Genomic DNA, 22,251 nt, shown 5'->3' with positions numbered 1-22,251 from the left:
GCGCTCCTATTCGGTCCCGTTGTTGCGTTTGGACTGATTCAGGTAGTTCTGCAACATGGCCTGGATCACCCTCGGGTTCTGTCCATCCTGGATCCCCATGATGGCGTCGAGGATCAGGGTGCGGCTCAACTGTTCCTCGCCACTGCGCAGTTCCAGCTTGTCAGCGATGGGGATGGCAATCATGTTGGCCTCGATGGCGCCATACAGGGTCGTCAGCAAGGCCACCGCCATGGCCGGACCGATGGATTTGGGGTCGCTCATGTTGGCCAGCATGGCCACCAACCCCACCAGGGTACCGATCATGCCCATGGCCGGACCGAGATCCCCCAGGGAGCGGAACACCTTGATGGCCGTGGCGTGACGCTCGGACGTCAGTTCGATGTCCTTCTCCATCACCGCACGCACCACGTCGGCATCATGGCCGTCCACCAGCATGTCGATGCCCTTCTTCATGAAGGTATTGGGGATCTCCGCCGCCTCCAGAGCCAGAAAGCCCCCCTTGCGGGCCGCATCCGCCAGTTCCACCGCCTTGGTGATGAGATCGTCGAGCTTGTCCCCCTTGTACATGAAGGCCTTGCCCGCGACCTTGAAGGCCATCAGAAACTGACCGAGGTTGAACTTCATCATGCAGATGAACACGGACCCCAGTATGGTGATGTAGACCGATGGCATGTCCACATACATGCTCATGGGGCCGCCCAGCAACATGCCGTACACCACGACCCCGAACCCCAGCACTAAGCCTATCAGACTCCCTAAATCCACATCCCTACTCCTGTCGCCGAACGTGCCGTCTAATTATATTGCGTTGAATTTTCTGCTATTGCGCCCCCGGCAGCAAGCCCGGTACACCGCAATCGCCGATCGGCAATGCGTGGTTGCATGCCCGTTCTTATCGGCCATGGTCAGGATAGTTTGAGGACGCCGCGTTTTTCTGCCTCCCCCCTGTGGCCGGTCGATGTTAAGATGAGCCGTTTTTTTCAATCCCCGAGGATGGACATGGCCAGTAAAAAAATCGACCGTCTGAGTTTTGATGCCACCCTGGAAGAGCTGGAAACCATAGTGCATCAACTCGAACAGGGCTCGCTCCCCCTCGAGGAGGCACTCAAACAATTCGAACAGGGCATCCATCTGGTGCGCGCCGGCCAGCAGAAGCTGGAACAGGCCGAGCAGAAGATCCAGATCCTCCTGACCCAGGCCGATGGCAGCGAGCAAGCGGTCCCCTTTCGAGCAGAACAAGGAGAGGAGTGAGTGACCCTGGACGATTTCTCCCGCCTGCATCGGCGCCGCATCGACGACTGCCTCTCGGCACAGCTTGACGCCCTGCCCGCCATGGCGCCACGTCTGCGGGACGCGATGAAATACGGCCTGCTGCTCGGTGGGAAACGGGTGCGCCCCTTCCTGGTCTATGCCGTCGGCGAGATGCTGGGCGTCAAGAGCGAACTGCTGGATGGCCCCGCCGCCGCCGTGGAGTGCATTCACGCATACTCCCTCCTGCACGACGACCTGCCCGCCATGGATGACGACGACCTGCGTCGTGGTCAGCCCACCGTACACAAGGCCTTCGATGAAGGCACAGCCATCCTGGCGGGCGATGCCCTGCAGACCCTGGCGTTTTCCATTCTGGCCGACCACCCCATGCCCGATACATTGATGGCCAACCGGGTGCGGATGCTGAGTGCCCTGGCCCGCGCGTCCGGCTATCTAGGCATGTGCGGCGGTCAGGCACTGGATCTGGACGCCGAAGGGCGCCGGATCAGCCTCGCCGAGCTGGAGCAGGTGCACCGCCACAAGACCGGGGCCCTCATCGAGTGCGCCGTGACCCTCGGCGCCCTGTGCAAGGCTGACGTGGAACCCGCCACCCTCACCGCCCTGCAAACCTATGCCGCCGCCATCGGACTCGCCTTCCAGGTGCAGGACGACATCCTCGACATCACGGGCGATACCGCCACCCTGGGCAAGCCGCAAGGCTCGGATCTGGCGCTGGAAAAGAGTACCTATCCGGCCCTGCTTGGGCTCGACAACGCCCGTGAGCTGGCTCGCGAACTGCATGACAAGGCCTTAACAGCCCTGCAATCCTTGCCCTACAATACCGACATTCTGGAAGCGTTTGCCGATTACATCATCGAGCGAACCCACTAAACGCTGGATAACAGTAACAATATGAGCGTTGATATTAGCGATTTCCCCAACCTGGCCCTCGCGGACACGCCGGTCGATTTGCGATCCCTCCCCTTCGAGCGGCTGCCCGTGGTGTGCAACGAGCTGCGCGAGTATCTGCTGCGCTCGGTGAGCCGCTCCAGCGGCCACTTCGCCTCCGGCCTTGGCACCGTCGAGCTGACGGTCGCCCTGCACTATGTCTACAACACCCCCTTCGATCGGCTGGTGTGGGACGTGGGCCACCAGGCCTATCCCCACAAGATCCTGACCGGACGACGGGAGCGCATTCACACCATTCGCCAGAAAGATGGCCTGCACCCCTTCCCCTGGCGGGAAGAGAGCGAGTACGACGTGCTCAGCGTGGGCCACTCCAGCACCTCCATCGGGGCTGCGCTCGGCATGGCGGTGGCGGCCGAGAGCGAAGGGCTTGGCCGCAAGGTGGTCGCGGTCATCGGTGATGGCGCCATCACCGCCGGCATGGCCTTCGAGGCCCTCAATCACGCCGGCGACGTCCACAAGGACATGCTGGTGGTGCTCAACGACAACGAGATGTCCATCTCCGAGAACGTGGGGGCCCTGAACAATCACCTCGCCAGGCTGATGTCCGGCAAGCTCTACACCACCATTCGCGAGGGGGGCAAGAAGGTGCTGGCGGGGCTGCCGCCGGTCAAGGAGCTCGCCAAGCGGGCCGAGGAGCACCTCAAGGGCATGGTGGTACCGGGCACCCTGTTCGAGGAGTTCGGCTTCAACTACATCGGCCCCATCGACGGTCACGACATCCATGCCCTGGTCGAAACCCTGCGCAACATGCGCAATCTCAAGGGTCCCCAGCTGCTGCACGTCAAGACCAAGAAGGGCAAGGGCTACGAGCCGGCGGAAAAAGATCCCATCGGTTATCACGCCGTCCCCAAATTCAACCCGGATGACTGTGCCCTGCCCAAGAGCGCCGGTGGCAAACCCACCTTCTCCGCCATCTTCGGTCAGTGGCTGTGCGACATCGCCGCCAAGGACGAGCGCGTGGTCGGCATCACCCCCGCCATGCGCGAAGGCTCCGGTCTGGTGAAATTCAGCCAGCAATATCCGGATCGCTACTTCGACGTGGCCATCGCCGAGCAACATGCGGTCACCTTCGCCGCCGGTCTCGCCATCGCCGACCAGAAACCCGTGGTCGCCATCTATTCGAGCTTCCTGCAGCGGGCCTATGACCAGCTTATCCACGACGTGGCGCTGCAAAACCTGCCGGTGCTCTTCGCCATCGACCGGGCCGGTCTGGTGGGGGCCGACGGCCCGACCCATCAGGGTGCGTTCGACATCAGCTTCCTGCGCACCGTGCCCAACATGGTGGTGATGACCCCGTCCGACGAGAACGAGTGCCGCCAGATGCTCTACACCGGCTATCTGTGCAACGGGCCAGCGGCGGTGCGCTACCCTCGTGGCAGCGGCACCGGTATCCAGGCCGAGAGCGAGATGCAGGCCCTGCCCCTCGGCAAGGGACGTGTCGTTCGCGAGGGCAAGGGGACCGCCATCCTGGCGTTCGGCACCCTGCTGCAACAGGCCAGAGCAGCCGCCGAGGCGCTGGATGCCACCCTGGTGGACATGCGCTTCGTCAAACCCATGGACGAGGCGCTGGTGCTCTCTCTGGCCGCCTCCCACGATCAGTTCGTCACCCTCGAGGACAACGCCATCATGGGCGGTGCAGGCTCTGCGGTGAACGAGCTGCTGATGGGCTGCAAGCAGTGCAAACCCGTGCTCAACCTCGGCCTGCCGGACCGCTTCATCGAGCAGGGCACCCAGGATGAGATCTACGCCCTGCTGGGGCTGGACAGCGTGGGCATTCAGACCCGCATCGAGAGCTGGCTGCAGGCCTGACAAGGGTTATCGCAATCAATAAAAAAGGGCGCCTGATGGCGCCCTTTTTTGTTATTCACTGTGCCGGACCAACCCTGTTCACACACTGTCGCGAGAAGGCCGTCAACAAGGTTACAAGCCGCTCAGGAACCGAGACATACGTGAGCACTCCTTGGTTCCACATAAGCGAGCAGCACTTGAACCTTGATCACGGCCTCGCAGCCAGTTCGTGGAAAGGTTTATCAGCCCTTGTAGATCTTCGGGTTGAACACATCCCGCAGCCAGTCACCCAGCAGGTTGATCACCAGCACCAGCACCACCAGGCAGAGGCCCGGGAAGGCGGTGATCCACCAGGATCCGGAGAAGATGTAGTTGAAGCCCACGCTGATGAGCGACCCCAGGGACGGTTGATCAACCGGCATCCCCAGACCCAGGAAGGAGAGGGCCGCCTCGCTCATGATGGCGTTCGCCACCTGCACGGTGGAGATGACCAGGATGGGCGACAGGCAGTTCGGCAGAATGTGGCGGAACATGATGCGCGGGGCGCGGAACCCCATGACCTGAGCCGCTTCCACATACTCCTTCTTCTTCTCCGCCAGCACGGAGGCGCGCACCGTCCGGGCATACTGGGGCCACTCGGCGATACCGATGATCACCACCAGCATCAGGATGGCGAACTTCGAGTAGAACTCGGAGCCAAAGGTCGCCTGGAAGATGGCGGAGATGATGATGGCCACCATCATGGTGGAGAACGACAGCTGCACATCGGCAAAGCGCATCAGCAGGTTGTCGATGCGACCACCAAAGTAGCCGGCCATCAGACCGATGACGATACCGAGCACCAGCTGCAGCCCCACCGCGAACAGACCAATGGTCAGCGAGATGCGGGCGCCATAGAGGATGGTGCTCCAGATGTCGCGTCCCTGGTTGTCGGTCCCGAGCCAGAAGCGGGCCTCGCCCCCTTCCAGCCAGGAGGGGGGCAGCTCCGCATCCATCAGATCGAAGCTGGTCTGGTCATAGACGTTGTGCGGTGCGATCCAGGGTGCCAGCAGAGCCGCCAGCACGAAGACCACAAACACCGCAAAGCTGAACATGGCTACCTTGTCCCGCAGGAAGTAGTAGACGATGTCGGAATTTTTGAAGCGTGCCCAACGGCTTGGGCTTGCAGTTACAGCATTAGTCATCTGTTACCCCTTGGCGGTCAGGTTGACGGTCGGGTTGATCAACCCGTAGAGCAGGTCGACCAGGGTATTGGTCACCACGAAGATCAGGCCCACGAAGATGACGTAGGCGGTGATCAGCGGCGTATCGACCCGGTGGATCGCCTCAAGGAAGAGGAAGCCGGTCCCCGGCCACTGGAACACGCTCTCGGTCAAGATGGTGTAGGCCACCATGGTCCCGATCTGCACACCGCCCACCGTGATGACCGGCAGCATGGTGTTCTTCAGGGCGTGCTGGTAGTAGACCTTGTTGTTGTCCAGCCCCTTGGCACGGGCAAACTTGACGTACTCGGAGGAGAGCTGCTCCAGCATCTCCGAGCGCACCAGCCGGATGAACAGCGGCAGCATGATGGACGAGAGGGAGACCGCAGGCAGCACCAGGTGCAGGATACCGTCCCAGGTAAAGAAGCCCGACTCCCAGCCCAGCAGGTTGTAAGTCTCGCCACGGCCATAGGCCGGCAGCCAGCCCAGCTGGATGGAGAAGAGGTACATCAGCATGATGGCGGTCAGGAAGACCGGGATCGAGATGCCGATGCTGCTCACCGCCATGATGAGCTTGGTCAGGAAACTGCGCGGTCTTATCGCCGAATAAACCCCCAGCGGAATGGAGACCACGACGATGATGAGCGCGGCGGCAAACACCAGCTCAAGGGTAGCCACCAGCTTGTCGAGGATAACCTCGAGGGCTGGTCGCTTGAAGAAATAGGAAGTGCCCAGATCCCCGTGTACCGCGTTCTTCAAGAAGCGGCTGTATTTCACGAGGAAGGGATCATTGAGTCCCATCTTGTCGCGCAGCTCCTGGCGCACGGACTCGGAGACGGATTGTCCCACCAGCTCGCGCAGCGGATCCCCCAGGTTGTCCTGGATGGAGAAGGCGACCAGGCTGATGACGAACATCACTATCACGGCCTGATAGAACCGTTTCAGCAGGAATGTAAACATGCTTGTCCTTCTACGTGGCCTGTGTCTTGGCACAGGCTTCTGTTAATGACGGGGCAACCATGGGTGCCCCGCCGGGTCCTTCCTTAAACGCTTCGCTTACTTGTTGACCACCAGGTCACCCAGATAAGGGAAGTTCATCACGTTGACCACCGGCTTGATGTCGACGTTCTTCTTGGCGCCATAGGCCAGGTCTTCCCAGTGCAGCGGCACATAGGCAGCGTCGTCGATCAGCATGGCTTCCACCTTCTGCAGGATGGCGGCACGCTTGGCAGGATCGGTCTCGGTGTTGGCTTCCATCACCATCTTGTCAGCTTCCGCGTTGGCATAACCGCCGCAGTTGTACTGACCCATGCCGGTCTTGGCATCCTTGGTGAAGGTCAGGAACTCGAAGAAGTTCGCACTGTCTTCGGTGTCGGAGTGCCAGCCGATCAGCTGCATGTCAGCGGCGCACTTGTCAAACTCCGGCCAGTACTGGGCCACCGGCATGGTCTTCAGATCCACCTTGATGTTGATCTTGGACAGCATGGCGGAGACGGCCTGGGCAATCTTGACGTCGTTGACGTAGCGGGCAGCCGGGGAGATGAAGCTCATCTTGAAGCCCTTCTCGTAACCGGCTTCCTTCATCAGCTCCTTGGCCTTGGCCAGATCATACTGGGGCTTGAGGGCCTCGTTGTAGCCTGCGTAGCCTTTCGGGCTCAGCTGGCCGGCCGGGGTACCGAAGCCCTTGTTGATCTTGTCGACGATGCCCACCTGATTGATGGCGTAGTTGATCGCCTGACGCACGCGCTTGTCTTTCAGCGCAGGGTTGGTGTTCTGGTTCAGCTCGATGATGATGGCACGGGTACCGGACAGGGTGACCAGCTGGGAATCCTTGCCGTTCTTCACGCGCTCCAGATCGTTCGGGGCAACCGGGTAGATCATGTCCACGTCGCCGCCCAGCAGGGCTGCAACACGGGTGGCGTCTTCCTTGATCGGTACCACGGTCAGGTTCTCGACGTTGCCCTTGGAGGCCTTGTCCCAGTAGTTGGCGTTGCGCACGTATTCCAGCTTCACGCCCTGCTCGCGGAACTTGACGCTGAACGGACCGGTACCGGAGACATTGGTAGAGGCGAAGGAGTCACCGTTCTTCACGATCTCGGCCTTGTCCTTGCCCGCCTCGGTCTTGCCGCTATAGAACTTGGAGTCCATCGGGAAGATGTAGGTGACGGTCTGCAGCACCAGCGGGAACGGCTTGGCGGTGACGAGATCCACGGTGAAATCATCCACCTTCTTGGCTTCGGCGATGGGGTCGAAGATCGCCTTGAAGTCCGGGGAGGCCTTCAGACGGTTGACGGTCCATACCACGTCATCGGCGGTGAAGTCGTTGCCGGAGTGGAACTTCACACCCTTGCGCAGGTGGAAACGGACGGTCTTGTCGTCGATGCGCTCATACTTCTCGGCCAGACGCGGCTCGAACTGCAGATCCTGGGTGTAACGCATCAGGGGGTCGAACACCAGGTGAGACATCTCCAGGGTCTGACCGGAGAGCTGCTCCTGCGGGTCCAGCGAGGTGGCGTCGGACGCGACGGCGACCTTGATGTCGGCAGCAGAAACGTTGAACGCGAGACCAGCGGCGAACAGCGCCATGGCGATCTTGGATAATCCTTTCTTCATGTCTTTCTCCATGCTTTTGGCTTTTTATTGACAGACAAACCGGCGAACCGGTGCTTTCCTAGCTTGCGATTTCCAGCCCCTCGCGGGACATTCCCTTGAATTCCGGCATGAGGGAGATCAGCTTGCGGCTGTACTCATGCTCGGCATTGGTGAACAGTTTCTCGGTCTCGGCCACTTCCACCAGATGACCGTGCTGCATCACACCGATGCGGTCGCACATCTGGCGGATGACCGGCAGATCGTGACTGATGAACAGCATGGTGAGCCCAAGCTCCTGTTGCAAGTCTTTGAGCAGGTTGAGGATCTGGGCCTGCACCGAGACATCCAGCGCCGAGGTCGGCTCGTCGCAGATGAGGAAGCGCGGGCGGGTCGCCAGGGCGCGGGCAATGGAGATGCGCTGGCGCTGACCACCGGAGAATTCGTGGGGATACTTGACCCCGGCGCCGCGGCCCAGGCCCACGTGATCCAGCAGGTCCCCGACGATCTGCTCTATCTGCCGCTCGCTCTCGGCGAGGCGGTGGAAGCGGATCGGCTCGGCGATGATGTCACGCACCTTCATGCGCGGGTTCATCGAAGAGTAGGGATTCTGGAACACCATCTGCATCTGGCGGCGCAGGGGGCGACGCTCGTGCTCCCCTTTCAGGGCGGTGAGATCGATCCCCTCGAAGACAATCTTGCCGGTGTCGGGCGGATAGAGCCCGGTGATGGCACGGGCGATGGTGGACTTGCCGGAGCCCGACTCCCCCACCAGACCGAAAGTCTCACCCTCGAAGATCTCGAAGCTGATGTTGTTGCAGGCGCGCACGTACTGGCGGCGGCTCGGGAAGATGGAATCCTTGGTGACGAACTTCAGATCCACGTTCTCCACCCGCAACAGCGCGCCTTCATAGGTGCGCTCGTCCTGACTCTGGCCGAGCCAGTGGGTCTTGAGATCGATGCTGGTATCCGCCGCACCGGCATCCTCGATATAGGAGACCAGGGGGAAGCGCACCAGCTTGACATCCGAGCGGGGAACCGCCGAGATGAGGCTGCGGGTATAGGGGTGATTGGGGCGGCCCAGTACCTGTTCCGTGGTGCCGAACTCCACCAGATCGCCGCGGTACATCACCGCCACCTTGTCGGTGACGTTGGAGACCACCCCCATGTCATGGGTCACCAGCATGCAGCCGACCTGACGCTCTTTGCACAGGTTGCGGATGAGCTGGAGGATCTGATCCTGGATGGAGACGTCCAGCGCCGTGGTCGGCTCATCGGCGATGATGAGCTCGGGATCCCCGGAGAGGGCGATGGCGATCACCACCCGCTGGCGCATGCCACCGGAGAACTGGTGAGGATACTGCTTGATGCGCACGTCCGGGTTCGGGATCCCCACCGCCCCCATCAGCTCGAGGGCCTTGGCAAAGGCCGCCTCGCGGGACAGGTCGGTGTTGGCGAGGATGGTCTCCACCAGCTGCTGCTCCACGGTGAACAGCGGGTTGAGGGAGGTCATGGGATCCTGGAAGATGAAACCGATGCGCGAGCCGCGAATGGCCCGCATCTCGTTCTGGCTCTTCCCGGAGATGAGCTCGCCGTTGAGGTAGATATCACCACGGGCGATGCGACCGGGCGGGCTCAACAGATCGATGACGGCGTTGCCGATGGTGGATTTGCCAGCGCCGGACTCACCGACGACGCCGACGATCTCGCCCTTTTCAACAGAAAAAGAGAGATCCTTGACCGCGGCAAGCACCCCGTAGCGGGAGGGGTACTCGATCCGCAAGTTTTTGACTTCAAGCAAGGACATGGTTACCTCTGCGGGGGACATCCGTCCCAAATAATTCGTCCGTAAATCAGCCGCAGATGCTGGTTGTGCCTTGGTACTGCTCGAGAGCCGTTGTTGTGTAATTAACGCTCAATCCATGAGGCAGCCAAACCAGCGATCCGGGCGGGTTTTTTGCATTTTTTTGGAATAACCCGCGAGTAAGTTAGTCGGTTTGCCCGCGGGTGTAAATGATCCAGTTATACAATTTCGCAATACTTTGCCCAGAGAATGCCGACACCCTGGGGTTAAAATGTCGATAAAAGTCACATTACCAGAGATTACGCTGGCATTGCGAGACCATCAACCAATTATGTTTCAACAAAATAGCAACAAACCATCTTATTCACTATCAGCATTATGCTGACCAGCTTCGAATGAGTAGTGAATATTTATGTGAAATGATTTTTTGACGGCAGCATATCCGGAGTAAGGAAAAATAGGCAGAGCTAAATAGGGACAATGCAGAAGGATCAACCTGGGCCACAGGCCCGCCGGCACGGCAAGCCGGGAGGGATTGCATACAAAAAAACGCAGGCCCCTCAGGGCCTGCGTGTGCGGTATATCCGACCTCTTTGCAAGGGAGAGGAGTGAAAAACAACGAGACGGGCGTTCGGGAGCCGCCTCCCCTCACCAGTGGGCAAGCAGTTGCATGCAGGCCAGGGCGAACAGGCCGGCGATGAGATCGTCCAGCATGATGCCAAGCCCGCCGTGAATGCGGCGATCGAACCAGGAGATGGGCCAGGGCTTGAGCACGTCGAACAGGCGAAACAGCACGAAGCCCGCCAGCACCCACTCCCAGCCGGCCGGGGCCGCAATCATGGTGACCCCGAATCCGATGACCTCGTCCCAGACGATGGCCCCGTGATCCGGCATCCCGATGGCGTCGGTGGCGCTCTGGCAGATGCGGATGCCCGCCACGAAACCCACCACCAGCAGGGCGATGAACCAGGAGGTCGGCAGCCCGCTCACCAAGAGATAGAGCGGGATGGCTGCCAGGGTCCCCATGGTGCCCGGCGCCTTGGGGGAGAGGCCGGAGCCAAAGCCCACCGCCAGGAAGTGGAGCGGGTTTTTAAGGTTCAGCCGCGTCAGTTCGGGCTTTATCTTGAAAGACATCATGCGAAGTGATCCCAGCCCTTGAGGTGCAGTTCGACGGGTTGTTCGTCCTGCAGGTAGTCGATGCCAGGCTCCCCGGCCAGGATGCGGCCGATGCGGGTGAACTTCACGCCACAATTGGCCAGCGCCGTGTCCAGGGCGCCGTGATGCTCCTGAGGCACGGTGAAGCAGAGCTCGTAGTCGTCGCCCCCGGCCAGGGCCAGCTGCCAGGCATCCATGGCCGGCACCGCATCCTGCAACACGGGGGAGAGGGGCAGCAGATTGAGATCGATCTGGGCCCGCACACCGGACGCCTTGAGGATGTGGCCGAGATCGGACGCCAGGCCGTCTGAGAGATCCAGGGCGCTGCTGGCCAGCCCGCGCAGGGCCTGACCGGCCAGGATGCGGGGATGGGGATGGTCGAGGCGCGGCAACACGGCCGCCAGCTGGTTCTCGTTGAGGGTGCGCTTGCCCAGCAGGTGGGAGAGCGCCAGGGCGGCATCTCCCAGGGTACCGGTCACGTAGACCCCGTCACCGGCCTTGGCGCCGCTGCGCATCAGGGCGCGACCTGCCGGGACCGATCCTTTCACCGAGACGGTGATGGAGAGGGGCCCGCGGGTCATGTCTCCCCCCACCAGCGCCACGTTGTAGTACTCGGCGAGCTCGAGGAACCCTTCGGCGAAACCGGCGACCCAGCGCTCGTTGATGGCGGGTAGGGTCAGGGCCAGGGAGACCCAGCGCGGCTCGGCACCCATGGCGGCCAGATCGGAGAGATTGACCGCCAACGCCTTGTAGCCGAGATCCACCGGATCCATGTCGGGGAAGAAGTGCACGCCGCTCACCAGGGTGTCCGTGCTCACCGCCAACTGGGCGTCGGGGGGCAGGGTCAGCAGGGCACAGTCATCTCCAGGGCCCATCACCACGTCCTTGCGGGCGTGGGGGACCTTGAAGTACTTCTCAATCAGCTCAAATTCACCCATACAGTAAAAAGCCAGCAATAAGCTGGCTCCTCTCTTAATTGCTGACGGACAGCAGGATCAGCGCTTGGGCAGCGTCTTGATCACCTTGTCCAGGACGCCGTTGACAAACTTGTGGCTGTCATCGGCGGCGAAGGCTTTGGCCAGCTCGATCGCTTCGTTGATCACCACGCGCGGCGGCACATCTTCACGACGGGTCAGCTCGTAGGTCGCCAGACGCAGGATCGCCTTGTCCACCATGTCCACTTCTTCCAGCGGACGGGAGAGGAAAGGCGCGAACACCTTGTCCAGCTCGTTGCAGTGGACCGCTACCCCGAACAGCAGATCGCGGAAATAGTTCAGGTCCACACCCTTGGTGTCCTGATCGATCTTGAACTGCTCTTCGATGTCGCCCACGTTGGCCTGGGTCATCTGCCACTGGTAGATGGCCTGGGTGGCGCAATGGCGGGCCTTACGGCGCTCGGACGGTTTCAATGCATTTCTCCTCGTTACACGTCCAGTTGTTTCAGGACGTTGATCATTTCGAGCGCGCTCAGTGCAGCCTCTGCACCCTTGTTACCCGCCTTGGTACCGGCGCGTTCGATGGCTTGTTCAATGTTTTCGGTGGTCAGCACGCCGAAGGCAACGGGAATGTCATATTCCATCATTACCTGGGCCAGACCCTTGCCGTTCTCGCTCGCTACCAGTTCGAAGTGGTAGGTACCGCCGCGGATGACGGTGCCGAGTGCCACGATGGCGTCGTATTGACCGCTCTTGGCCAGCTTCTTGGCCGCCAGGGGAATTTCGACGGCCCCCGGTACGCGCACCAGGGTCAGATTGCTCTCCTGGACCTGACCTTGACGCTTCAGCACGTCCAGCGCGCCGTTCACCAGGCTGTCATTGATGAAGCTGTTGAAACGGGCAACGACAATAGCAACACGCGCCTCGGGAGCGGCGATATTTCCTTCGATAATCTTCATTGGAAATCCTGTCTCTGTGCAATCAATTAGGGGCCGGGCTCAAAAGTGCACGCATTCTAGCACAACAGAGCCGCGACAAAAAACCATGGCCGCAACGGGCGGCCATGGTGATGAATTCAACCGTACGCAGCGCTTACTCGCCGACGTACTCCACCACTTCCAGACCAAAGCCACCGAGGGCATGGTACTTCTTAGGGGAGCTCAACAGGCGCATCTTGCCGACCCCCAGCGCCTTGAGGATCTGGGAACCGACCCCGACCCGGCGCGAGGTGCCCTGCCACTTGGCCCCTTCCGGTGCCAGCCCCTTGTCGGCGGCTTCAAAACCCTTGACCCTGGCCAGCAGCTCGGCGCCATGGGCTTCCGCCCCCAGGATCACCAGCACCCCGCCCTCGTCGGCGATGCGGGCCATGGATTTGGGCAGCGGCCAGCTGCGGGCGCTGTGGCGGTCGGTGAGCAGCAGATCGCTCAGCACGTCGTGCAGGTGCACCCGTACCAGGGTCGGCTGGTCGGCCTTCACGTCCCCTTTCTTCAGGGCGAAGTGGACCTGGTTGTCGATGGTGTCGCGGAAGGTGACGAGGTCGAACTCGCCGTATTCGGTGGGCAACTTGCACTCGGCCACTTTCTCTACCGTGGTCTCGTGCTGGTTGCGGTATTCGATAAGGTCGGCAATGGTGCCGAGCTTGATGCCGTGCTGCTCGGCGAAGATCTCGAGATCCGGGCGCCGGGCCATGGTGCCGTCTTCGTTGAGGATCTCGACGATGACGGAGGCAGGCTCGAAGCCGGCCAGCCGGGCCAGATCGCAGCCCGCTTCGGTGTGGCCGGCGCGGGTCAGCACACCGCCATCCTGCGCCATCAGCGGGAAGATGTGGCCGGGCTGCACCAGATCGGCGGCCTTGGCATGGGGCGCCACCGCGGCCTGTACGGTGACGGCGCGGTCGGCGGCGGAGATGCCGGTGGTCACCCCTTCCGCCGCCTCGATGGAGACGGTGAAGGCGGTGGAGAACTGGGCATTGTTGCGATCGACCATCAGCGGCAGCGCCAGCTGCTTGCAGCGATCCCGGGTCAGGGTCAGGCAGATGAGGCCACGACCGTAGCGCGCCATGAAGTTGATGTCTTCCGGGCGGACACAGGAGGCGGCCATGATCAGGTCCCCTTCGTTCTCCCTGTCTTCGTCATCCATCAGGATCACCATCTTGCCAGCCTTGATATCGGCAATGATTTCCTGGGTCGTGCTCAGCGCCATGGGCTACTCCATCAACATGCTTGGGGATTGAGCCAGTCGGCTCGACTTGATACTGCGTATTGTGCTCTAGATGGGGGCACGCGGCCCCGTTTCAATCCGCGCGGGATCACAGAACCGCGTTTTCCCGTCAAAACGGCTCACAAGAATCCGGACTGGGCCAGCTTCTCCAGGGTCAGGGTAGAACCACTGCTCTCCTCGCGCTTGCCCGTCATCAGCCGCTCCAGATAGCGGGCTATCTGGTCCACCTCGAGGTTGACCCGGTAGCCGGGTTTCCAGCGGGCGATGGTGGTCTCCTGGGCGGTGTGGGGCACGATGGTCAGCCGGAACAGATCCCCCTGAACCGCATTGACGGTGAGGCTGATGCCATCCACCGCAATCGACCCCTTCTCGGCGATGTAGCGGGAGAGCTCCCCCGGCGCCTTGATCCAGTATTCGATGGCGCGGCCGCTGGACGATTTGCTCTTCACCTCGCCGATGCCGTCCACGTGGCCGGAGACCAGGTGGCCGCCGAGGCGGGAAGTGGGCATCAACGCCTTTTCGAGGTTGACCGGATCCCCCACCTTGGCGGCAGAAAAACCGGTGCGGGAGAGGGTCTCCAGGGAGACGTCGGCGGTATAGCTGTGATCCCCGAGCGCCACCACGGTGAGGCAGACGCCGTTGGTGGCGATGGAGTCGCCCAACTTGACGTCACTGAAGTCCAGGGTAGGCGCGTGCACGGTGAGGGCCATGTCCTCCCCCTGGCGACGCAGCTCGGCCAGGGTTCCCACCGCTTCGATAATTCCGGTAAACATGCAGATCACCTTGCTGATGACGGGGGCGACGGATGCCCCCGTGAACATTGAAAAATCAGGCTATTTTCGCAGTGATGCGAATATCCTGGCCAAGCATGCGCACATCCTTGAGGTTGAGTTTGGGGGCCTGGAACAGCCGGGTCAGCCCCGGCAGATGGAACAGGCCGCGCCCCTCATCCCCCATCAGTTTGGGCGCCTGATAGAGCACAAGCCCGTCCACCAGCCCCTTCTCCAGCAGGGCGCCGCACAGCCGTGGCCCCGCCTCCACCAGTACCGAGTTGACGTTCTGTTTGGCCAGCAGCATGAAGAGGCTGACCAGATCCAGCTTGCCATCCAGCAGCGGCACCTCCAGCTGCTGCACCCAGGCGGGCCACTCACCGGATGCCTTGTGGCGGGCCAGCAGTACCGGGCTCTCGCTCTGGAACAGGGGCAGATCCGGGGTGAGCCGGTTTTGCGAATCCACGATGACCCGCAGTGGCTGGCGCAGGGTCTCTTTGGGATAGACCGCCTTGACCGAGGGAGGCAGCTCGTCCCAGCGCACGGTGAGGGAGGCGCCATCTGCCAGCACGGTCTCGGCGCTGGAGAGGACCGCATCGTGACGGGCCCGCAGTCGCTGCACGTCCCGGCGCGCCTCCGGAGAGGTGATCCACTGGCTCTCGCCACTCGCCATGGCGGTGCGACCATCCAGGCTCGCCCCCAGCTTGACCGTCACCAGCGGAAACGCGGTGCGCATCCGCTTGAAGAAACCGGGATTGAGGGCCTCGGCTTCCGCGGCCAGCAGGCCGAAATCGGTCTTGATCCCCGCCTCGGAGAGCATCCGCAGGCCACGCCCGCCCACCTGGGGGTTGGGATCCACCATGGCAGCCACCACCCGGGTCACCCCGGCCTTGATGAGCGCCTCGGCGCAGGGCGGCGTGCGACCATGATGGGAGCAGGGCTCCAGGGTCACATAGGCGGTGGCACCGCGGGCCTCTTCCCCTGCCGCGTGCAGAGCATAGACCTCGGCATGGGGCTCACCGGCCCGCTTGTGCCAGCCCTCCCCCACCACCACGCCGGCCTTCACCAGCACGGCGCCGACGCAGGGGTTGGGGGCCGTGGTGTAACGGCCGCGCCGGGCCAGTTCGAGGGCCCGGCTCATCCATTGGTAATCGTCTTGACTAAACATCCGGGCTCCTGTGTCCAGCAACCTGTCCCCGGTGGCACGGCCATCCGATGGGACAAGAAAATAGGGTGTACGCGCTTGCCGCACGCCTTCTCGGGCAGATCGGCCATGGCATCTGACGCCATGGCGACGGGCACACACATCGCAGGATGCGGCCGCACGCCCTCATACTTTTTCACCAGTGCAACGATGCGCTATCTAGATGTCTCACTGGTGTGACAACTGGCGCTGCCGCAACGGCAGGCCCTCTCTTATTCACATAGGGAGCGACAGGCCGGCGTTACTTCTCCAGCTTGGCGATCTCTTCCCCGAATTCGCGAATGTCTTCAAAGCTGCGGTAGACGGAGGCAAAGCGGATGTAGGCCACCTTGTCCAGGCTCTTGAGCTCATCCATCACCAGATTGCCCACCAGCTGGGAGGCCACCTCCCGCTCACCGGTGGCCCGCAGGCGGGACTTGATGTGGTTGACCGCCTTCTCGATGGCCTCCATGCTCACCGGCCGCTTCTCCAGCGCCCGCAGAATGCCGGCACGCAGTTTGTCTTCGTTGAAGGGCTCGCGGGAGCCGTTGGACTTGATGACGCGGGGCATGACCAGTTCGGCCATTTCGAAGGTGGTAAAACGCTCGTGACAGAGCAGGCATTCGCGACGGCGGCGCACCTGATGGCCCTCGGCCACCAGACGGGAATCGATCACCTTGGTATCAACGGCACTACAGAAAGGGCAATGCATCTGACCTCCGGCGTGGATGAAAATGGGCGCGAGCCCCGGGGGCTGGCGCTAGGCCGGCCAGTGTAACACGGCCATCCAGAACCGGTAAAAGCCCATGAAAACAAGGGACAACCAGACAGACCTTCGGGCAGGACTCAGTCGTCATAGGGCAACGCCTCGGGGTCGCAATCCTGGTAATCGGGGGCAGGATCCGCCGCGAACCGGCGAGCAGCCACATGGCTGTGACCCAGCATCAGCGCCTTGCCCACCCGGTGCATGCCATCCATCACCCGACCGGCGCTGTCCAGCAGGATGGGATAGGCGAGATCCGCCGCCATCATGAGCTGGCAATGCGCCACCACGCTGCGCACCGTGGGACTGGCGGCGTTATGGCCGTACCAGTGCACCTGATCGAGCTCGGCAATCTCGCCAAGCGGCACCGCCTGCACCGGCAGGTTGCGGCTCAGCCGGATCAAGCGGCGCACATCCCAGGCCAGCAGCCCCTGTTCGCTGGCGTGAAGGTGGTACTGGGCGCGAACCGTCTGCCGCAGTGACGCCTCCAGCACGTCCTCTTCCATGTCATCGCACATGATCACCTCTGTCTCATCTTGCCAGACGCTGCAAAAAACAATGCCACCCGAGGGTGGCATTGGTCTTCAACCTGAAGGTCAGGCTGATTATGCGTAGACCGGGAAGCGGCGGCAGATGTCCAGCACCTTCTCGCGCACGGTCGCCAGCACTTCTTCGTTGTCGTGGCTGTCCAGCACGTCGCAGATCCAGTTGGCCAACTGGATGGACTCGGCTTCCTTGAAGCCGCGGCGGGTGATGGCCGGGGTGCCGATACGCACGCCGGAGGTCACGAACGGGGAACGCGGGTCGTTCGGTACGGAGTTCTTGTTGACGGTGATGTTGGCCTTGCCGAGGGCTGCGTCAGCATCTTTGCCGGTCAGCTCGCGACCGATCAGGTCAACCAGCATCAGATGGTTGTCGGTACCGCCGGAGACGATCTTGTAGCCGCGCTCGATAAAGGTCGCCGCCATGGCCTTGGCGTTCTTCACGACCTGGGCCTGGTAGGTCTTGAACTCGGGCTCCAGCGCTTCCTTGAAGGCCACGGCCTTGCCGGCGATGACGTGCATCAGCGGGCCGCCCTGACCACCCGGGAAGACGGCGGAGTTCAGCTTCTTGTACAGATCTTCGTCGTCGGCGGCGGAGAGGATCAGACCACCGCGCGGACCGGCCAGGGTCTTGTGGGTGGTGGAGGTGACCACGTGAGCGTGGGGCACCGGGTTCGGGTAGACGCCGGCGGCAATCAGACCGGCTACGTGGGCCATGTCCACGAACAGGTAAGCACCGATCTTGTCGGCGATCTCGCGCATGCGGGCCCAGTCGACGATGCCGGAGTAGGCGGAGAAGCCGCCGATCATCATCTTCGGCTTGTGCTCAACGGCCAGGCGCTCCATCTCGTCGTAGTCGATCTTGCCGGACTCGTCGATGCCGTAGGGGATGATGTTGTACAGCTTGCCGGAGAAGTTGACGGGGGAGCCGTGGGTCAGGTGACCGCCGTGGGCCAGGTTCATGCCGAGCACGGTGTCGCCTGGTTGCAGCAGGGCCATGTAGACGGCGCTGTTGGCCTGGGAGCCGGAGTGCGGCTGCACGTTGGCGTAGGTGGCACCGAACAGCTCTTTGGCGCGCTCGATGGCCAGGGTTTCAACCACATCCACATACTCGCAACCGCCGTAGTAACGCTTGGCCGGGTAGCCTTCGGCGTACTTGTTGGTCAACTGGGAGCCCTGGGCTTCCATGACGCGGGGGCTGGTGTAGTTCTCGGACGCAATCAGCTCGATGTGCTCTTCCTGACGACGGGTCTCGTCTGTGATGGCCTGCCACAGCTCTGGATCATAGCCGGCGATGGTCATGTCACGTTTCAACATCCGTTTATCTCCTGAAAATCGTTTGCGCGATAGGTGAAGTGGGCCCGCGCATTGTAACGTGAGCTGGATCAAAGAGACAGTCCAACCACCCAAAAAATTGTTTATAAAATGTAAAATACGTCGCAAATTTCGAATCCCGCCCCCTGGCTTCGCTCATCCCCCCGGCCTCCCCACACCAGCAATCCGGCTCCAGCCATCGTCCCCGCTTCCCGGGCAAGGCGATGAAAACCAGAGCCAGATCATGGATATAGCATTTACTAACAGATAACATCTTTAGGCCATGGGACATCTGCACGAGCGGGTGTCGCTCCCTGCCATCCCGGAACACAAGGGGAAACGCCATGATGGATCATCTGATGCTGTTCGTGATTGTCGCGGTCTTCGCTCTCTTCTACTGGGTCTACTACACCGCCAGCCGCAAGGGTGCCTGCACCGCCAACTGGGAGACACTTCCCACCCGGGAGCAGTACCTGGCGGCCCATCCCGGCGCCGCCGACGGGGATCTCATTTTCTGCATCCATTGCGGTCATCATCAGCAGCGGGAGGTCGGCCTGGTGCACCAGATGGATTACCGCCGCCAGCACATCTGCCCCCGTTGCAAGCAGGTGCTCTATCGCGTCGAGGAGTAGGTCGGCCTCCTCGTCGCCCACGGCGATCCCGCGATAGCGCCCCCCTCTCCTGGCGCTATCCGGCCAAAAGGCCCCATGAGTTTCCTTTATTTTTAAAGTCGTTAGAATCGGGGGCCATCAAGGCTCCCGATTGTCATCCACGGAGGAAAAATGCAGGAATTCATGGCGACCAGCGAACGCCGGGCCGAGCTTTACTGGTGGTTTTCCACCCTGTTTGCTGCCGAACTCAGTGATGCACAGATCGCTGAATACGACACCTATGACGTGCGCAGCTTCTTGAAGAGCCTCTCCACCCTCGATCCCATGCGCGAAGCCGTGGCCGAGCTCAACGACGCCATCGCCCGCCTGCTGGTGCGCCCCGAGCGCCAGACGGCCCTGGCCGCCGACTTCGCCGGCCTGTTCCTGAGCGCTCCCGGGCAGGGTGCCCTGCCCTACGAATCCCTCTACCGGGGCGAAGACAAGCAGCTGATGCAGGCACCCATGACCGAGATGCAGGCACGCCTCGATCGCCTCGGCATCAATGTCAGCGACAAATACAATGAGCCTGCCGATCATCTGGCCATCGAGCTGGACCTGATGGGCAGCCTCATCATCCGCGCCGCCGAGTCGACCACCGCCGACCAGCGCGAGGCGTGGCTTGGCGAGCAGGAGTCCCTGCTGCACGGCCACCTGCTGGGCTGGTTCGAGCGCTTCGAGCAGGCCTGCCGGGCCGCCGACAAGTTTGGCTTCTACGGTGCCAGTGCCCGCCTGCTGGGGGTGTTCCTCAAGATGGACGCCAACTACCTCTCCCTGGTCAAACCGGCACCGTCCGCCGACTGAGCCCGGCATGAAGACAGCCCTGCTTCTTATCGCATGCTGGCTGCTGGCCCTGATCCCGCTGGATCAGGGTCTCACTCCCCTCGTGACGCTGCTGTTCAACCCGGACCGCGCGCTCTACGGCACCGCCCAGCTCACCGGCTTTGCCGGCATCCTGCTGACCCTCTACCTCGCCAATCTCGGGGTGGAAGTGGTGCTGCGTCGCCGTTTCCAGATAGCGGGCATGCTGGCCCTGCTCGCCGCCTGGACAGATTTCATCAACAGCAGCGGCACCGAGAGCCACTGGCTGGTGCTCTACGCCATGGCGTTGCCGTTTCATCTGGTGGGCTGGCTGGTATTTGTTCGCGGGATCCAGGCGTTTGGCCGCCAGAAAGGCTGACATCTCGTTGATTTCACACCCTTCTCACACTTTCTTTCTCTCCTGACACTTCCTGCCATACTGACACAGTCGTCCAAATGACAAAGCAATCAATTCAGGAGCCTCCATGGAAAAAGTGCTACCCGAATCGGTTCCGACACGGCATTTGTCAGGCCCGCTCTCTCCCCACGAGTTGCAACAGCTGTTCGCCCAGGCGCCCGTCGGGATTGGGGTCTTCGATCACGAATTCAGGTGTCGCGACGTCAACGGACGCTTTGCCGAACTGACCGGCCTCGCGCGGGCAGAGCACCCGGGCAAGACGCTGTTCGACATTGTCCCTGCCCAGACTCCCCAGCTGCTCCCGCTGTTTCAGCAACTGCGGCAAGGTCCCCCCCGATGCACATTTGAGGTGGAAATGGTCGGTCTCTCCCGCGCGGCCTCCCCGGCACGCTGGCAAGTGAGCGTCAGCTCCGTGCTGGATGAGGAGGGCACCTTCAGCGGCATCTTCCTCGTGATGAGGGAATCCGCGCAGACAGGCCCCCACCTCGACGCACCCGCGTCACCCGGCCTGCAGGAGATGACCCACCGCCATGCACTGCGTCTCTATCAGGCCGAAGCCCGCTTGCAGCACCTCTCCTATTACGATCCCCTCACCGATCTCGGCAATCGCCATCTGCTGCAAGAGCGCCTCACCCTGGAGATAGAGACGGCCAGGGTGAACCACCACGTCCTGGCGCTGCTGTTCATCGATCTCGACGGCTTCAAGCTCATCAACGACAACCTGGGGCACAGTGCCGGCGATCTGCTGCTCAAGCTGTCGGCAGACCGCATTCGCCACTGTCTGCGCCCCGGAGACATCGCCATCCGGCTGGGGGCAGACGAATTTCTGGTGTTGCTGCCCGCCATCAGGGAGACCCAGGATCTGCTGGGTCTCATCGAGGGGTTGCAACGCAGGCTGCACGATCCCGCCGACATCGGCCAGGAGCGGGTGAGGCTCTCCGCCAGCATCGGCGTCTCCCTCTATCCGGAGCATGGCCAGACCCCGGACAGCCTCATCAGCGCGGCGGACAACGCCATGCATGAAGCCAAGCGCCGTGGCCGCAACGGCTATCTGTTCCACTCCCCCGACATGACGGCACAGACCAGGGAGCGGATGCTGCTGGAGCAGGGACTGCTCAAGGCCATTGAGCAGCAACAGTTTCGCCTGCTCTACCAACCCATGACGGATCTGGCGGATGGTCATCTCAGCGGCCTGGAGGCCCTGATCCGCTGGCAGCATCCCAGCCTTGGCATGATATCCCCGGACCGTTTCATTCCGGTGGCAGAGGAGTGCGGTCTCATCGAACCACTGGGCGAATGGGTGATGCGCACCGCCTGCCGGCAAGGGCAGCAGTGGCTAGCCGAAGGGCTCGCCGTGCCCCGGCTCTCGGTCAATGTGTCGGTCAGGGAGATGCGTTCCCACGACTACGTGGAGCGGGTGACAGCCATTCTGGCCGAGACCGGTTTTCCTGCCGAGCGGCTGGAGATCGAGGTGACCGAGAGCATCATCCAGAGCGTGGATCACAGTCTGCGGCTCTTCACCCGTCTCAAGGCGCTGGGGGTACAGATCGCCATCGACGACTTCGGCACCGGTTTCTCCTCCCTGAGCCTGCTCAGGAGCCTGCCCATCGATCGCATCAAGATAGACAGGGCCTTCGTCCAGGCGTTGCCCGACGACAAGCACAGCCGCGAGCTGTGCCGTACCATAGTCCAGCTGGCCAGCTCCCGCGGCATGGCCGTCACGGCGGAAGGGATAGAAACCCAGCCCCAGCGCCAGTTCCTGCAATCCCTGCGTTGCGAGGAGGGACAGGGCTACCTGTTCAGCCATCCCCTGCCAGAACCCCACCTGCCTTCCCTGCTCCCCTTCCGCCATTGAGCCTTGGCCGCGCCACCACGAAAGCAAAGAAGGGAGCCCATGGCT

The 22,251-nt window shown here is 62.0% G+C and carries 22 protein-coding genes; 7 read left to right on the top strand and 15 right to left on the bottom strand.

The genetic code is table 11. The features are described 5' to 3' along the window. Window positions 1–6: 6 nt before the first annotated feature. Window positions 7–765, bottom strand: a complete 759-nt coding sequence (gene pomA, locus BGO64_RS05795; protein WP_029314770.1) for a flagellar motor protein PomA — start codon at window positions 763–765, stop codon at window positions 7–9. Window positions 766–999: 234 nt separating this feature from the next. On the opposite strand from pomA, the gene xseB reads away from it, so the two are divergent. Genes xseB through dxs form a run of 3 tightly spaced genes read left to right on the top strand, consistent with a single transcriptional unit; the run spans window position 1,000 to window position 4,029 of the window. Next, window positions 1,000–1,251 (top strand): exodeoxyribonuclease VII small subunit, encoded by a 252-nt coding sequence (gene xseB, locus BGO64_RS05790; protein WP_010675381.1) that lies wholly within the window; start codon window positions 1,000–1,002, stop codon window positions 1,249–1,251. Further along, window positions 1,252–2,142 (top strand): (2E,6E)-farnesyl diphosphate synthase, encoded by an 891-nt coding sequence (gene ispA, locus BGO64_RS05785; protein ID WP_041215676.1) that lies wholly within the window; start codon window positions 1,252–1,254, stop codon window positions 2,140–2,142. A gap of 21 nt (window positions 2,143–2,163) precedes the next feature. Then, entirely contained in the window at window positions 2,164–4,029 is a 1,866-nt protein-coding gene (dxs, locus tag BGO64_RS05780; protein WP_043153238.1) for a 1-deoxy-D-xylulose-5-phosphate synthase, read from the top strand. 221 nt (window positions 4,030–4,250) lie between these two features. Here the strand turns inward: dxs and BGO64_RS05775 are convergent, their stop codons facing one another. From BGO64_RS05775 to glyA, 14 genes are all read right to left on the bottom strand, one after another. Continuing rightward, on the bottom strand, window positions 4,251–5,192 hold the full coding sequence (locus BGO64_RS05775) for an ABC transporter permease (protein ID WP_029314771.1): 942 nt from the start codon (window positions 5,190–5,192) through the stop codon (window positions 4,251–4,253). 3 nt (window positions 5,193–5,195) lie between these two features. Continuing rightward, window positions 5,196–6,170, bottom strand: coding sequence for an ABC transporter permease (locus BGO64_RS05770; protein ID WP_010675385.1), 975 nt, complete (start codon window positions 6,168–6,170; stop codon window positions 5,196–5,198). Window positions 6,171–6,266: 96 nt separating this feature from the next. Further along, window positions 6,267–7,823, bottom strand: a complete 1,557-nt coding sequence (locus BGO64_RS05765; protein ID WP_010675386.1) for an ABC transporter substrate-binding protein — start codon at window positions 7,821–7,823, stop codon at window positions 6,267–6,269. A 58-nt stretch (window positions 7,824–7,881) separates the two neighbouring features. Next, complete coding sequence (locus tag BGO64_RS05760) at window positions 7,882–9,606, bottom strand: dipeptide ABC transporter ATP-binding protein (RefSeq protein WP_010675387.1); 1,725 nt, start codon at window positions 9,604–9,606, stop codon at window positions 7,882–7,884. A 645-nt stretch (window positions 9,607–10,251) separates the two neighbouring features. After that, a complete protein-coding gene (locus tag BGO64_RS05755; protein WP_010675388.1) occupies window positions 10,252–10,740 on the bottom strand; it encodes a phosphatidylglycerophosphatase A family protein in 489 nt (162 codons plus the stop codon). After that, window positions 10,737–11,696 (bottom strand): thiamine-phosphate kinase, encoded by a 960-nt coding sequence (gene thiL / locus BGO64_RS05750; protein WP_039040298.1) that lies wholly within the window; start codon window positions 11,694–11,696, stop codon window positions 10,737–10,739. The genes BGO64_RS05755 and thiL overlap by 4 nt, the downstream gene beginning before the upstream one ends. A gap of 57 nt (window positions 11,697–11,753) precedes the next feature. Further along, the gene (gene nusB, locus BGO64_RS05745) at window positions 11,754–12,167 is read right to left on the bottom strand and encodes a transcription antitermination factor NusB (RefSeq protein ID WP_010675390.1); all 414 of its coding nucleotides are present in this window, start codon (window positions 12,165–12,167) and stop codon (window positions 11,754–11,756) included. Between the two features lie 14 nt (window positions 12,168–12,181). Then, entirely contained in the window at window positions 12,182–12,652 is a 471-nt protein-coding gene (gene ribH / locus BGO64_RS05740; protein WP_010675391.1) for a 6,7-dimethyl-8-ribityllumazine synthase, read from the bottom strand. 133 nt (window positions 12,653–12,785) lie between these two features. Continuing rightward, window positions 12,786–13,895, bottom strand: coding sequence for a bifunctional 3,4-dihydroxy-2-butanone-4-phosphate synthase/GTP cyclohydrolase II (ribBA, locus tag BGO64_RS05735; protein ID WP_039040299.1), 1,110 nt, complete (start codon window positions 13,893–13,895; stop codon window positions 12,786–12,788). Window positions 13,896–14,032: 137 nt separating this feature from the next. Beyond that, on the bottom strand, window positions 14,033–14,686 hold the full coding sequence (locus BGO64_RS05730) for a riboflavin synthase (protein ID WP_213319651.1): 654 nt from the start codon (window positions 14,684–14,686) through the stop codon (window positions 14,033–14,035). A gap of 55 nt (window positions 14,687–14,741) precedes the next feature. Next, window positions 14,742–15,851: a bifunctional diaminohydroxyphosphoribosylaminopyrimidine deaminase/5-amino-6-(5-phosphoribosylamino)uracil reductase RibD gene (ribD, locus tag BGO64_RS05725; protein WP_286700321.1), complete on the bottom strand. Its 1,110-nt coding sequence runs from the start codon at window positions 15,849–15,851 to the stop codon at window positions 14,742–14,744. 277 nt (window positions 15,852–16,128) lie between these two features. Further along, window positions 16,129–16,578, bottom strand: a complete 450-nt coding sequence (gene nrdR, locus BGO64_RS05720) for a transcriptional regulator NrdR (RefSeq protein ID WP_010675395.1) — start codon at window positions 16,576–16,578, stop codon at window positions 16,129–16,131. A 134-nt stretch (window positions 16,579–16,712) separates the two neighbouring features. After that, window positions 16,713–17,147 (bottom strand): hypothetical protein, encoded by a 435-nt coding sequence (locus BGO64_RS05715; RefSeq protein ID WP_286700320.1) that lies wholly within the window; start codon window positions 17,145–17,147, stop codon window positions 16,713–16,715. An 87-nt stretch (window positions 17,148–17,234) separates the two neighbouring features. Next, window positions 17,235–18,488: a serine hydroxymethyltransferase gene (gene glyA, locus BGO64_RS05710; protein ID WP_010675397.1), complete on the bottom strand. Its 1,254-nt coding sequence runs from the start codon at window positions 18,486–18,488 to the stop codon at window positions 17,235–17,237. A gap of 341 nt (window positions 18,489–18,829) precedes the next feature. Here glyA and BGO64_RS05705 point away from each other — a divergent pair, with 341 nt between their 5' ends. From BGO64_RS05705 to BGO64_RS05690, 4 genes are all read left to right on the top strand, one after another. Beyond that, the gene (locus BGO64_RS05705) at window positions 18,830–19,117 is read left to right on the top strand and encodes a hypothetical protein (protein ID WP_010675399.1); all 288 of its coding nucleotides are present in this window, start codon (window positions 18,830–18,832) and stop codon (window positions 19,115–19,117) included. Between the two features lie 150 nt (window positions 19,118–19,267). Next, window positions 19,268–19,936 (top strand): molecular chaperone TorD, encoded by a 669-nt coding sequence (gene torD, locus BGO64_RS05700; protein WP_167824688.1) that lies wholly within the window; start codon window positions 19,268–19,270, stop codon window positions 19,934–19,936. A gap of 7 nt (window positions 19,937–19,943) precedes the next feature. After that, window positions 19,944–20,312 (top strand): hypothetical protein, encoded by a 369-nt coding sequence (locus tag BGO64_RS05695; protein WP_045525778.1) that lies wholly within the window; start codon window positions 19,944–19,946, stop codon window positions 20,310–20,312. A gap of 106 nt (window positions 20,313–20,418) precedes the next feature. Further along, entirely contained in the window at window positions 20,419–22,206 is a 1,788-nt protein-coding gene (locus BGO64_RS05690; protein WP_286700319.1) for a sensor domain-containing protein, read from the top strand. Window positions 22,207–22,251: the final 45 nt, after the last annotated feature.

The sequence above is a fragment of the Aeromonas sp. 62-46 genome (genome assembly GCF_001898585.1).
Taxonomy (GTDB): Bacteria; Pseudomonadota; Gammaproteobacteria; order Enterobacterales; family Aeromonadaceae; genus Aeromonas; species Aeromonas caviae.
Note: the sequence above shows the minus strand (reverse complement) of the source record. Positions and strands in the feature narration are given on the sequence as shown.

Excerpts from the sequence above, each read along its gene's own strand:
- glyA (WP_010675397.1), bottom strand. The coding sequence starts at position 18,488 with ATGTTGAAACGTGACATGACCATCGCCGGCTATGATCCAGAGCTGTGG.
- BGO64_RS05765 (WP_010675386.1), bottom strand. The coding sequence starts at position 7,823 with ATGAAGAAAGGATTATCCAAGATCGCCATGGCGCTGTTCGCCGCTGGT.
- BGO64_RS05690 (WP_286700319.1), top strand. The coding sequence starts at position 20,419 with ATGGAAAAAGTGCTACCCGAATCGGTTCCGACACGGCATTTGTCAGGC.
- BGO64_RS05705 (WP_010675399.1), top strand. The coding sequence starts at position 18,830 with ATGATGGATCATCTGATGCTGTTCGTGATTGTCGCGGTCTTCGCTCTC.
- ribD (WP_286700321.1), bottom strand. The coding sequence starts at position 15,851 with ATGTTTAGTCAAGACGATTACCAATGGATGAGCCGGGCCCTCGAACTG.
- BGO64_RS05715 (WP_286700320.1), bottom strand. The coding sequence starts at position 17,147 with ATGTGCGATGACATGGAAGAGGACGTGCTGGAGGCGTCACTGCGGCAG.
- nrdR (WP_010675395.1), bottom strand. The coding sequence starts at position 16,578 with ATGCATTGCCCTTTCTGTAGTGCCGTTGATACCAAGGTGATCGATTCC.
- BGO64_RS05770 (WP_010675385.1), bottom strand. The coding sequence starts at position 6,170 with ATGTTTACATTCCTGCTGAAACGGTTCTATCAGGCCGTGATAGTGATG.
- BGO64_RS05760 (WP_010675387.1), bottom strand. The coding sequence starts at position 9,606 with ATGTCCTTGCTTGAAGTCAAAAACTTGCGGATCGAGTACCCCTCCCGC.
- xseB (WP_010675381.1), top strand. The coding sequence starts at position 1,000 with ATGGCCAGTAAAAAAATCGACCGTCTGAGTTTTGATGCCACCCTGGAA.
- BGO64_RS05775 (WP_029314771.1), bottom strand. The coding sequence starts at position 5,192 with ATGACTAATGCTGTAACTGCAAGCCCAAGCCGTTGGGCACGCTTCAAA.
- thiL (WP_039040298.1), bottom strand. The coding sequence starts at position 11,696 with ATGGGTGAATTTGAGCTGATTGAGAAGTACTTCAAGGTCCCCCACGCC.
- BGO64_RS05755 (WP_010675388.1), bottom strand. The coding sequence starts at position 10,740 with ATGATGTCTTTCAAGATAAAGCCCGAACTGACGCGGCTGAACCTTAAA.
- torD (WP_167824688.1), top strand. The coding sequence starts at position 19,268 with ATGCAGGAATTCATGGCGACCAGCGAACGCCGGGCCGAGCTTTACTGG.
- BGO64_RS05730 (WP_213319651.1), bottom strand. The coding sequence starts at position 14,686 with ATGTTTACCGGAATTATCGAAGCGGTGGGAACCCTGGCCGAGCTGCGT.
- BGO64_RS05695 (WP_045525778.1), top strand. The coding sequence starts at position 19,944 with ATGAAGACAGCCCTGCTTCTTATCGCATGCTGGCTGCTGGCCCTGATC.
- ribBA (WP_039040299.1), bottom strand. The coding sequence starts at position 13,895 with ATGGCGCTGAGCACGACCCAGGAAATCATTGCCGATATCAAGGCTGGC.
- ribH (WP_010675391.1), bottom strand. The coding sequence starts at position 12,652 with ATGAAGATTATCGAAGGAAATATCGCCGCTCCCGAGGCGCGTGTTGCT.
- dxs (WP_043153238.1), top strand. The coding sequence starts at position 2,164 with ATGAGCGTTGATATTAGCGATTTCCCCAACCTGGCCCTCGCGGACACG.